This is a genomic window from Aureispira sp. CCB-QB1 (genome assembly GCF_000724545.1).
Lineage (GTDB): Bacteria > Bacteroidota > Bacteroidia > Chitinophagales > Saprospiraceae > Aureispira.
The window spans coordinates 34,422-47,090 of record NZ_JHBV01000141.1; the positions used below are offsets into that span (position 1 = coordinate 34,422).

Genomic DNA, 12,669 nt, shown 5'->3' on the forward strand with positions numbered 1-12,669 from the left:
GAAAAATGTTTTAAATGTGAGTAGATTTAATTTTTAAGTAAGCGATCTATTGTATTATCGTCAACGGTATTAATGGGTTCTACCTCTTTTTTTCTTCCCTTACTAAAATTGTATATCAGTGACAATGTAACAGTACGTACATCTCTATTGTGTACTACGGTTCTTTGTTGAGCATTGAAGTCAACACAATTTTGCTGAAGTCTTGTTCCAAAAAGATCACTGAGGTAAACAGACACTGTTAGTTGGTCTTTCAGAAAGGTTTTACTCAAATTTAAATCCAAGAAAAACAAATGACCTGCACTATAAATTCCAACAGCATAAGGAGAAGTATAACTAGCTATCGCATCTATCTTCATCCAATTCCATAGGTTAAAACTTTGATAGAGTCCTAGATAAACATAAACTGTCTTCGTATTGAACGGTTGATTTTGAGCTTCACCACGCGTATAAGCTCCTGCCCCTGCCAAACTAAACGATATGTTCCACCAATTAAGTGGTCTAAATTGACCGCTAATATTTAAACCATAATTAGAATTTTGAAAATTAATCCTTCTGAACGTTTCTAAACTTCCATTAAGTTCTGATACTTGATTGATATAATCGATTACTTCATTATAATAAAGCTGGAAGCTAAAACGTTGCATCAAAAAATACTCTAATGCTACACTGTGCCTAATTTGGGGTCTTAAGCTAGGGTTTCCTTCAAATTTGGTATATAGACCTGTGTAGTATACATAAGGGCTTCTATCGAAAAACGAAACTCGTTCTATGGACTTATTATAAGCTAGTTTAAAAATGTGATCTTGAGAAAGTGTAAATAAGAGTGCTGCCGAAGGAAAATAGTCGAATTGTTCTATATTGGTTTGTAAGTCTTGTCTATCAACACCTTTAGTAGTAGCATATTCTCCTCTGAATCCCAATCTCCATTGAAACTTACCAACACTACTTTTCCATTGCAAATAAGCAGCATAAATTCCCTCGTTATATCTAAACCAATTGCTATTTCCTGTAAATTGAATATTATTGTTCTCAAATGCAATGCTGTAATAAGTATTAATATTCGTGTATTTAGTACCAAAATCAACCGTGTTCGATTTATTATTCCAAGTCCAATCTAATTGACCAATCAGTAATCCAGCTTGTGTAGAGTCATTCATTTGGTAATTGAAAACTGAATTTTGAGCAGGATTATTGGTATTGGATAATTGAAAGCTAAAATCTGAATTATTGCTTGGCGTTATATAAAGATAACTTACCGCACTAGCTATGGTCCAATATTTTCCAAATTGACCGTTGTAAGATAATTGTGCTTGGAAATTATTACCTATTGATTTAAATGTTGTTGTGTTATTCAATGTAGAATCAATGTCTACAGCTTCTACGGTAGAAGAGAATACATCTTCTTGATTGGTACTATTCTTAGGAGCGTTGAAATGCGAATACTCTCCAGAAAGTGTGATGTTGTGTTTGGGATTAAAACTCCATCCTAGATTTAAGTTTGTACTTATATTATGTTCTTCTGATTCTTGTTTAAGTTCTGATATTGAGTAATAAAAAGGTTGAGTTGCTTCAAACCTCCTATCTGCAATAGATACAGAGCGGATTTTATTATAACTATAGTCTACACTTAACTGTGCTGTAAACTTCTTTTTATTAAAGTTAATTAAACTACCCACATCAAAACGTGGGTAAATACCCTGAGTATATTTTGTATAAACATTTCCTTGAATACCTTCCATACTTCCTTTTTTCAAAATAATGTTTAGTACTGCACCTACATTAGCATCATACTCGGCAGAAGGGTTAGATATGATTTCTATGGATTCTATAATGTTAGGGGGAATATTTTCTAGTTTTAAATTTGTCCTTTTTCCATTAATTAAAATTAACACGTTACTTTTTCCCGCTATTGAGAGAGCGTCTCCTACTTGTGATACATTAGGTGCTAATTCTAGAAGAGTAGATAAAGAAGGAAGGGTTCCTAAGGATGTTCCTTCTATATTCATTATCGTTTTGTCTATATCATATTCCAACAAGGGTTTTATACTATCTGCAGTTACAATAGCAATATCTGTTTCATATACCGTATACGTTAATACAATATCTCCTAGATTATATATTTGTGTATCACCATTTTTGATAACTAGGCTATCCGATTGGTACATATCAAAACCTAACCCTCCTTCTACTCGAATCTGATAACTACCTGCTTCAATAGCCTCAAACGTAAAAATGCCTTCATCGGAAGGAAAAACTTGTGCTTTCAAATTTTCATTAGAAAGATTGTATAAAGAGACTAAGGCAAAATTTATCGGTTCGACCTCTTCTGTCACCAGTCTTCCCTTGATAGTTTGCCCCAAACAACAATAAGACAAAAAAAGGACTATAGTAGAAGTAAAAAACCTGAGCATTGCTTAATTATTATTTTGTGTGATCAAATAAATTGGGTTGGTGAATTAGTAACTGATCTATTGCTATTAATTTATTTTGATTTTGTATAAAAAGTTATACCTCTGATTCTAAAAGGGAATAAGTTTGCTGTTGAACTTCGATTTTGAAATTAAATGTTTTTAGCGTTTGTTTTATTGGGGCTTAAGCAATTCAAATTTGTAGAACACTATCATCAATTCAAAAATCTGGTTTGACTGAATAGCCTTAAGGTTTACCGCCCCTATTATGTTATTATTTTTCAGATACTTATAAAGAAACATTACTATCCAATTGAAGCATCTTTATTCACAAAGCCTTGTTTAGTTTTAGAATATTTTGGTATAATTATTTCAAAACATGAAAAAAAATGCAACATAAAATCTCAAAACCTGTATATCATATTATAATTTATTATATTTTACATAGTTTATAATTTTCATGTATTAACTATAAAGTATTTAAAAGCAAGTGTAATGCTTATAGTAATAAGCATACACACTTGCCCCTTAGTTAGTTTTTTACCAAAAACTATAGATCTAAATTACTTTATAGGAGTGAATTTAGGTGGTTCTGAATAAGTACCACATTTAAAGCTATTGCAATATCCTTTAACACCACCTTTTACAGTTTCTGGATTGATAATTTCTAAATCATTGCTTATTGACAATGTTGCCAATGCTTTTTTTAAATTAGAGTTTTTCATGATTTCAAAAATTTTATTTTTAAATAATTATTAGCATAATGTATAATTACCTTGTTTAATACAGGCTATTTATATTTCTTATTACCATAAACGAAAACTTGTTTTGTAACAAAAAATAAAGTCCTTCAACAGTAAGAACTATACACTTAATATCAACGATTTGAGAATAAGCGCAATCCTTTTAGCAGCAAGTATTGCACTTATTCATCAGATAGTTTTATCAAAAACTATACTTTAGGACTCAATCCAGCTTTTAGAGTAGGTGGCTTAGAGTAAGTACGACATCTGAAGCTATTACAGCCTACTCCGCCTTTTACTGTTTCTGGGTTAATAACCTCGATTTCTTCGTTGATTGACAAAGATGCCAATGCTTTTTTCAAATTAGAGTTTTTCATGATAATAAATTTGTTAAAAAAAAATAAAAATTAAATGCATGCATATTTTTACACATAGTTATTCTTATACAGTTTAAAAAACTGTTCTTTCTGATCCGATTTAGTAGATAAATAAACCCTTTTCGATTTGTGTAGAGAGACCTGTTAAAAAATGTTAGGCTATACGCTATGTAATTAAGAAGAGAATAAGGCTCTCTAACAATTCTGTAAAGGCATACTATTTGAACTTTTTTGCAGAATTGCTGTTTGAATAGCAAATTGTTAATTTATAAATTAACAATACCCCATAGCTGGTGATTAAAAATTTATATAGAATTAGTAAACTCAAAATTTTCTTGTCAAAGTGACAAGAATTGTCAATCAACCAATAATAATTTTATGAGGATTACTTACTTAGAAAGGTTTTTCGAATAAAATTAGATATTCGATGTTGCTGTAGAAGTTTGTTTCATGTAAATTGGGTAATTTTTTTGTTTGGGAATATTTTTTTGTAGGTGTTTGCAAAACAAATATGAATATTTTTTTTATAAAAAACAATACAAAACAATTATTTGTAATAAGTCTAATTCTAATTTATAAATCACTGTAAACATAGCTCAATACACATTTAGTATTATACAAAAAATTCACCTACAAAACACCAACACCCCCAACTGTCACATAATCAAATATTAACACATAAAATAAAAATACTTAAAAAGTATTAGAGCAAATATATTATATATAATGCTATTCTTTCACGGATGCTAATATGGTCGAAATAGGTATAAAAATGGCTCGACTTTAAAAAAATATTATATAAACTTTAACTCTTTTAAATCAAGAACTTAGATCTATCACCTAAACCAAGTACACCTAATTCAAACCGCTAAATAAACTTAGCAATGTAAGGATTGATTAAGGCGTTTTTAAAATTTGAGAGCTTGTGCCATAACTACATTTACAATTATACTGATATACTAGTTTGGGCTTAGTCAACGACTAGACACACTCCTCTCTAGAAAAGATAAAAGAGTCTGTCTATATTGCCTTTGTAGCATTCAAAAGCAATTATTAGAGTAGAGATAGACTTCAATCATTTTCTTTTCGCCCTCCCTCTTACCTACGCTATTATCCGATTACAACTCTTTTTTCGAGGGCTATTTTGCTATTTCACATTCCCACCATATTTTTAATCAAAACAACGATGATATGCAAAAAAATAAAAAGTATACTTTGGATACAGATATGTATCAAGAAATAACGGATAAACTTATTTTATTGCACAAATGAAGAAGGAAAAGCTTTCTGTTACAGAGATACGAACGGCTGAAGAAAACGAAACTCCAATTGCAAAAACGTCTTTATTTAAAACGATATACTGCTTTTAATATCAGATGTATAAAAGGCATTAAATGGAGACGACACCCCTTGAAAAACAATAGGTTGGCCAATTGAGCACTATGAATCGCAATGGAAGAAGCTCCTAAAACTCAATTCTCAGGCTAAAATAGAGCTTATTAGGCACCACTTCTAAATTATATCAATATGCCTAAGCTCCAACAATTTGTAGCGTATGGTACAGAGGCTTATTACAGAGTTCTTTTTCATGAACTAATTTATTGGACGGGGCATCGTTCTCGGTTGGCACGAAAAGGAATTATCCAGATGAAGCAAAAAGATAACCTTTTGCACAACTCCGCAGCTTACTTTATAATCTTGGTTAACTTGTATGAAAAGGGATAAACGATTTATTTTTTGAGGGACTCCACAAGCTAAACATGCTGTCAAATATATTCTTGGCCCCCAAATGCAACCCTATTTATCCTAATCTTGGTGGAATGGAAATAGGTTCGAGATCATTGTTCGCAATGGTCTCTTTTTTAGACTCAAAGAGCTCGCATCTCACATTTCACAAGGGGGGGGGCAAATTGCCCCCCCCCTTGTGAAATGAAAGAAATAGTTGTATCTTTGGTCTATACAATAAACTGTAATTATGGATAAACTTACTCCCAAAAATCAACAAATCATCTCATTTGAAGATAAGGAAATTCGCTCTATAGAACATGACGGAGAGCTTTGGTATGTAGTCGTTGATGTTATTAACGTTGTTACTGAAAGTAAAAACCCTAAAGGTTATCTTAGAGATATGAGAAGAAGAGACGAAGGTTTAGCAGAAGTTTGGGATAATATCACCCTTCCTCTTCCTATAAAAACCAAAGGAGGAACACAAAAATTAACTTGCTCTAATCGAGAGGGTATTTTTAGAGTTCTTCAGTCTGTTACTTCTAAAAAATTAGAGCCATTTAAGCTCTGGTTAGCAAAAGTTGGAAGTGAGCGTATTGATGAGATTAATAATCCTGCATTAGCAGCTGAGAGGGCACGACAATATTATCAAGCCCTTGGATATAGTGATGAGTGGATCGCTACTCGCCTAGAGTCTATAAAGGTTCGAGGGCAGCTTACTGATGAATGGAAAGATCGAGGTGTAAAGGAGGGAGTTGAATACTCTATCTTAACCGCAGAAATATCTAAAGCAACATTTGGGCTCCTCCCCTCTCAACATAAAAGCTTGAAAAATTTAAAGAAAGAAAATCTTCGCGACCACATGACCAACCTTGAACTCATCTTTACTATGCTTGGGGAAGAAGTTACACGGCAAACAGCCCAAGATGATGATGCACAAGGATTTGAAGAGAATAAAGAAGCCGCTCAAAAAGGTGGTAAAGCTGCTGGAGATGCTCGAAAAGTGGTAGAAAAAAATACTGGTCAAAAAGTTATTTCTTCTTCTAATTTTAAAAAACAAATCGAAGAAGCTAAGACCAAAAAGCAAATTGATACTTCTTCAGAAGAAGAGTCTTAGGTTTAGAGTCCTTTATTTATAATAGCCACGGTATAGTCTGGTAGTTTTTACTAAAAATCATTACCTCATTAAATCAGGATGATATTTTTTTAGGTATAAATCAAAGTTTGCCTCTTCCTCGGTTAAATACTTTTCTGCTAAAAAATCATTAACCCAAGCATCTAGCATTTTACTATTCTCGTTGTTTTGGATGCTTGTTTGTACCATTTGATAAAAAGGAGTGCTTTTCTTTTCATCTAAAATTTTCTCTAATAAAGATTCGTCTAAATACTTTACTTTTAGTTCTCCTAATTTAACAGTATAGGCTTTATAAAAACCAGTTTTAATTGTATTGTATTGGTTTTCCCTTTCTAATCTTAAACGCTCTCTCTCTTTCCTCTTTTTTTCTTGTTCAATTTTTCTATCGTCTTCTACAATTTCACTGTTGTAATATCCTTTATTGATTGCATTTAAAAGATAACCTGCTTTATTATTCACACTTCCTTTGTTCTTATTAAAATGCTTTTGACACTTCTCGAATGTTGCTTGAATATGTTTCAAAGCATGTGCCTTAAATAAAGCGTCTAAGACTTTGTCATCCTTTATGCCTTCCTCTCTTAATTTATTCTTCCAATCGTCTTCCTCATCTATAACAGATGACACCTCAGCTAAACTTGTTTCCTGTTTCGTTGAGCTACTTTCTTTATCTATATTTTTGTGAATAAAAAATTTGATCTTCTCTACTGAACGGACTTTTTTTATTTCTTCATAAGTAAAGCTAATGTCAGTATATTTCTCTAAATCTTTTTGAGCTTTCTTAATAATCCGTTGTTTAAAATTAGCATATAACGGATATTTTTCTGATACCTGTAAAATATCTTTTAGTTCTTCTACTAAAAAGGTTCTGAACCCAATTTTCTCATACTGCTTCAATAACTCATAAATACGAACAGAATGTACACTCGAAATCTTGAGAATATTTCGAATATCATACATCAAAAACTGGGACTTAAGTTGTAACAAAAAAGGCTTCATATTAGGATGAAAAGAAACATCAATAAAGCTCTTGCCAGCGACTAACGTCTCTAAACCAATAATAACAGGCGTTTCTAGCACTTTCTCTCCTTCATCTGTATTGTAAGTGATTTTCACAATACGACGCATCAAACGACGTGCTCCATCTTTGAGACGTTTATAAGCATCTTTATTTTTACTTAGTTGAAAATCGTCTTGAATTTCTTTGATATAAATCCGATAGGTTTTAAAATCCTCATCATCTTTGTTGATTAAAGTAATCATCTTGGCAAATACACGAGTTTCCCAAATGTCAAATTTGTATCTACTCTCAACTAACTCATTTGCCTTTTTTATTAGTTTGTTGGAATCTTTAGAAGCCATATATTCATTTTCATCTATAACAAACTCAAATATACTGTTATAGTTAGTAATGTTATACTTTTATTACCAAAAATTTTAGATAAATAAATATACCCTCAATTTGTTATACTAACCCTCAATTTGTTATACTTAACCCTCTAATTGTTATACTTAACCCTCAATTTGTTATACTTAACCCTCTAATTGTTATACTTAACCCTCAATTTGTTATACTTAACCTCGTAATGAACTGATAGTCAAGGTATTGCAAGTACAGAAAAAGATAAAAAAGAAAGAAAAAGATAAAAAAGAAAACAACATAGCAAGATGTTGTTCTTTTTATCTTTTTTTTGAACCCTCAATTTGTTATACTTAAAAACCCACTAGAAACTTCTTATAAAAAGAATTAAAAGTTCTCAACCCTCAATTTGTTATACTTAGCAAGCTAGATCCCTAAGTCTTTCTGTACGAGTTGAATGATGTAATCTTTTATTTTTAACCCATCTTGTGCTACCTTAACTTTTATTTGTTTGTGTAGTGTTTTGGGAACTTCAATAGTCATTTTTTGAAGTATTACTTTTTCTTTTTCAACTTCTTTTTTTTCGATAGGAGTATCAGTGTGAATTTTTTCAGACACTTTCTCAACTTTATCTAAGTTTAAATCTTTCTTTTTTAGCTCGACTTTTTTTCCCAGATTTGTATTTAAGGTATTCGCTAATCCTGTTCTTTTCTTTGCCATAGGATATTAGTTTAAGCTTTTTATAATTTCTTTTAATTCATTGAAAACATTCAAGATTTCAGATTTTGCTTTTCGATCTTTATATTCATAAACGCCTAACCCCTGTATCACTGCCTCTCGATAAGCTACTCGACTTTTGAGAGTACTTTTTAGAGGTTTAATCGACCAGTCTTGTAAAATGTCATTCACTTCTCTATCGAGAATTTGATTTTTATCGTATTGATTGAGCACAAAGAAAGCCGGAATCTCTTCTCCTTTCAAGGTTTGGGCATCATCATAACGATTAATAAATTTCTCTGTAGCCCAAACATCTAAACCTCCTGGTAAAATTGGAGTTAAAACAATATCGCCCAACAAAATAATTTTACTAGTTAATTGGGATAGAGATGGTGTTCCATCAATAATGACTACTTCATAATCCCGATGCAATGGTTGAATATTTTTTGTTAGAGTTTTACCGTCAGGTAAACCAAAGACAGGAACTTCTGGGTAGTCTTCTGATCTTAAGCCAGACCATTGTAGAGAACTTTGGTTTTCATCAGTATCAACTAAACATACTTTGTAGTTGTTATGAGCAAAGCAAACAGCGAGATTTTGAGCAATCGTAGATTTTCCAACGCCTCCTTTCAAACTTGTTACAGATATAATCATTTTATGGTTTTATTTTAATATGGTATTAAGTTTTTCTGTAAAACTGTAAATACAGTTTTATTCATTTATGGTTTTATTTTTTTATTGTTTTCTAGTTTTCCTGCTAACTGGGTTTTGATCAGTAATCCTATTTGATGAATAGCAGTATCATTTAGCATTTTTAGACGTTCCTCGCGATCTATATCTAACCGAATAAATTCAGCGTTTAGGCTTTCTATATTGGCCAAAACGAGTAATTGTTCTGAGCTTGCATGGTCACGAATGTTGCCTTTCAAATCAGGATTCTCTAATTTCCATTGTTTGGCAGTCATTCCAAATAAAGCTAAGTTGAGTAGATCAGCCTCAGTAGCATAGACTCTTCCACTTTCTTTGGAGGTTCCTAATTTAGGAGGAATTAAGTAGTCTTTGATAGCTTCAGTATGGATTTTATAATTTACTTTGGACAATACTCTTTTTATATTCCAATCTAACGATTGTCGTTCATTTTCTTCGGATTTTAAACGTTGGAACTCCTTAACCAAATATAATTTGAAAACAGGACTAGCCCAAGAACAAAATTCCAAAGCGATATCCTTATGTGCATAGGTGCCGCCACCATAACGCCCTGCTTTGGATATAATTCCAATTGCATTTGTAGCTGTTGTCCATTTTTTAGGGGACATCGTAAAGGTATTTAAACCTGTGTCCATTCGAAATTTATCAAATGCCTCAACATTAAAATTTGGATTATATAATTGTTCCCAAGTTCCTATGTATTCAATGGTGTTTCGATTACGCATCCAATTGTAAATGATTGTATCATCTCCAAATTTTTTCACAATATCCGTTAGAGAAATATAGTCTTCTTCTTGATGTGTGAAAAAATGAATTTTTGAATCTTGGACCAAAAAGGTTTTCATTTTTTGTTTTGCCATTGATTGAGGTTTGTAAGATGTATTGTACAGATAACCGAAGATAAAGTATTTAAAATTATTTACTGTAAAAATGTAAAAGTATTTTTACAAATTAAATGTTTTATTTTAAACTGTATTTACAGTTTTGCAGTTTGTTGTTTTTTGGGCTTACTTAGCAGTATTAGCATTCATTGAGAGCTTTTATTTTAAACCTATCGAATTCGATAGGTTTAAAATTTTTGATAAGAAAAGAAGTAAATTGGATAGGATGAGCTGAAGCCTAAAAGATGAATTTACTCATGAGAAATAGCAAGTTTGGTAAATAAGCATTTTTTGTAATAAAGAAAGGTGGAGCTATTGATTTTTATAGTGAGGCGAGATACTACCTTAATTCCTAATAAAATCCTCTTTTAAAATTAATAACTTAAAGAGTATTACTGTAAAAGTGTAAAAATGCTTTTACAGTAAACTGTATTTTTTGTGAAACCATAAAACTGTAAAAATTTATTTACAGTTTTATGGTTTTTTAAACCTATCGAATTCGATAGGTTTAAAATTTGGTTTATATCCTTTTAGATGTGAATAGGGCAGAGGAGAAAGGTTGTACTGTAAAACTGTATTTACAGTTTTACATGAAGTTTAATTCTTTGGATGGAGATTAGGTGAAAATGTTAAAAAGTATTACTGTAAAACTGTATTTAAGGTTAAGTGTTTTAATAATTTATATTCTATACATGATTCTAACTCATGAATCTAAATTGTTTTATACGATTGATGAATGTATTTTTTGCTTATTTGTGCTTGTTGCCGAGAACTTGGAAAAGTCAAGGATTGTCTTTTTTCTCTTTTCTAAACGTACTACGTATTGATCTAACACAGGAAAACTATAAAGGACAGAGAACGAAGTTGGAAAATTGGGAATGTTCATATTTCCAAACTCGTCTAAGAAAAAACGAATGGACAAATATGGATTTTGTTTTATTGGCATTGCCAAATAAAATCGAAACAATTTACTGTATATCAAGATTTGTAGAAAGTTAAAATAGGCCAATTCTTGCTCTGAAATGATAATAAAAAGAACGGAGTGCTGTGTCCATAACATTTCAAAATAAAGAGTTTCTCTTGCTGTAATATTTCTGATAAATAGATCAGAAAGAGGATGAAGTACTGTTTTATAGCTAGAGAGAATACCAGCTATCGTTTTTCCATTTTAAGCATGGAAGGCTTTATAATGTTCAAGTTGTTCCTAGTTGAGTATTTGGCTGAATCTCTTGCGTGATTGTTTTGATTGAAGTACATCTGTTGTAAGGTGATAAAGCTTTAGTAGGGGAGGAGTGCTTTTTTTGCTGAGGAAGGTACTCAATTAAGAAGCCTAAGAACACTTTGACAGAGTTGACTGAAAAGATATTGCTTTCTTGAGTTGGACAGGCAGCATGGATGATAATATGAGCCGTTTTTTTATTTTGCTCTTTACCTTAGGAACAAAAAGAAGCAGCTCGTTTGCGAGCATTAGAACAGCAGTGGGAACAGAAAAAAACAAAGAAAAGAGCAAGGAACACAAAATCAAAATTTAGGAGTAAATATTACTTTCAACATAGGATCATATTTTTTAATATTAAAATAATTATTTTTAGTATTGATACCTTATAAAATTAATTTACTTGTGAAGCTTATGAAAAATATCATTTCTAAAAATGCTATAATTGTAGATTTAGCTCTAAAATATCTTGATAATCAAGGTGCAAATTATAATCAGAAAAAGCTTTTAACTTTAATTGAAAATAAATACAATGAAAAAATTCATCAAAGTGAACTCTCTAATTTAAAAAAGAAGAATCTTAATCATATAAGAGGTCGTTATATAAGAACATTAATAGAGCAACTTCTTTATGAGTGTTTTTCTGTTGCATACTCTCAAAGTCATGAAAACTTTATTTCTGTTAAAGAACTAGACAAGGCTGAACTGCAAGATTTGGAGAAGAGATTTTATCAAAATGAAGAAACACCTACTTGTGAGAATGCAAATAATGATGCTCTTATTTACTCTAGTGATCAACTTGATAATAGCCCTTTGGAGCAACCAATAGGTATATTGGGATTTGTTAAAAGAAGGGTTTATTTTAATGAATACCTCAATCAAGGTGTTTTTAAGTCTATAAATTCCTTAGATGAATTGGATGATTTTAAATATTATGTATCTCCTCACGGCTATAAGGATAAATCATCAGATAAGAAACTTATGGACCTAACAGAGGCAATGAATGAAATTTTTTATAAAAAACGAAAAAGGAACAAATTCTATGCTCTCTTAGGAGACTCAGGTATGGGGAAAACAACGTTTTTTGTTAACCTAATAGAAAAGTGCTTAAAAGATTTTAGAATAAGGAATAAAGAAATATACCTATTTTATCTGTCTAATCAGCGGCTTGATTTTTTCGAAGCTATAAAACGTATAAAAAATAAAAGTAGATCAATATTACTTATAGATGCTTTTGATGAAGATTTACTAGCAAGAAAAAATTATAAGAAAAGATTAAAAGAAATTACTTATGCCACTGAATCTTTTGACACGGTTGTTTGCGGAGTACCCTATCCTTAGGACCAGTTTAAGCTGATTTGTAATGAATATTCTGTAGATATTTTTCTTGCAAATCGCCCTC

General features: G+C 31.2%; 11 protein-coding genes. 3 read left to right on the top strand and 8 right to left on the bottom strand.

Translation table 11 applies throughout. From position 1 onward, the window contains the following. Positions 1–26: 26 nt before the first annotated feature. From CG11_RS27400 to CG11_RS30290, 3 genes are all read right to left on the bottom strand, one after another. Positions 27–2,411 (bottom strand): outer membrane beta-barrel family protein, encoded by a 2,385-nt coding sequence (locus CG11_RS27400; RefSeq protein ID WP_052600104.1) that lies wholly within the window; start codon positions 2,409–2,411, stop codon positions 27–29. A 560-nt stretch (positions 2,412–2,971) separates the two neighbouring features. After that, complete coding sequence (locus tag CG11_RS30285; RefSeq protein WP_156039945.1) at positions 2,972–3,133, bottom strand: hypothetical protein; 162 nt, start codon at positions 3,131–3,133, stop codon at positions 2,972–2,974. Between the two features lie 227 nt (positions 3,134–3,360). Next, complete coding sequence (locus CG11_RS30290) at positions 3,361–3,528, bottom strand: hypothetical protein (protein WP_156039946.1); 168 nt, start codon at positions 3,526–3,528, stop codon at positions 3,361–3,363. Between the two features lie 1,527 nt (positions 3,529–5,055). On the opposite strand from CG11_RS30290, the gene CG11_RS27405 reads away from it, so the two are divergent. Further along, positions 5,056–5,253, top strand: a complete 198-nt coding sequence (locus tag CG11_RS27405) for a zincin-like metallopeptidase domain-containing protein (protein ID WP_052600105.1) — start codon at positions 5,056–5,058, stop codon at positions 5,251–5,253. A gap of 250 nt (positions 5,254–5,503) precedes the next feature. Further along, positions 5,504–6,370, top strand: a complete 867-nt coding sequence (locus CG11_RS27410; protein ID WP_063833230.1) for a BRO family protein — start codon at positions 5,504–5,506, stop codon at positions 6,368–6,370. Between the two features lie 60 nt (positions 6,371–6,430). Here the strand turns inward: CG11_RS27410 and CG11_RS27415 are convergent, their stop codons facing one another. From CG11_RS27415 to CG11_RS31105, 5 genes are all read right to left on the bottom strand, one after another. Further along, entirely contained in the window at positions 6,431–7,747 is a 1,317-nt protein-coding gene (locus tag CG11_RS27415; RefSeq protein WP_052600107.1) for a replication initiation protein, read from the bottom strand. 424 nt (positions 7,748–8,171) lie between these two features. Next, entirely contained in the window at positions 8,172–8,465 is a 294-nt protein-coding gene (locus CG11_RS27420; protein ID WP_052600108.1) for a hypothetical protein, read from the bottom strand. Positions 8,466–8,471: 6 nt separating this feature from the next. Beyond that, entirely contained in the window at positions 8,472–9,116 is a 645-nt protein-coding gene (locus CG11_RS27425; protein WP_052600109.1) for an AAA family ATPase, read from the bottom strand. Between the two features lie 65 nt (positions 9,117–9,181). Next, the gene (locus tag CG11_RS27430) at positions 9,182–10,030 is read right to left on the bottom strand and encodes a KilA-N domain-containing protein (protein WP_052600110.1); all 849 of its coding nucleotides are present in this window, start codon (positions 10,028–10,030) and stop codon (positions 9,182–9,184) included. 742 nt (positions 10,031–10,772) lie between these two features. Beyond that, a complete protein-coding gene (locus CG11_RS31105; RefSeq protein ID WP_368667165.1) occupies positions 10,773–11,207 on the bottom strand; it encodes a type IV secretory system conjugative DNA transfer family protein in 435 nt (144 codons plus the stop codon). 474 nt (positions 11,208–11,681) lie between these two features. Between CG11_RS31105 and CG11_RS27440 the strand changes: the two genes are divergently transcribed. Further along, positions 11,682–12,608, top strand: a complete 927-nt coding sequence (locus CG11_RS27440) for a hypothetical protein (RefSeq protein WP_052600112.1) — start codon at positions 11,682–11,684, stop codon at positions 12,606–12,608. Positions 12,609–12,669: the final 61 nt, after the last annotated feature.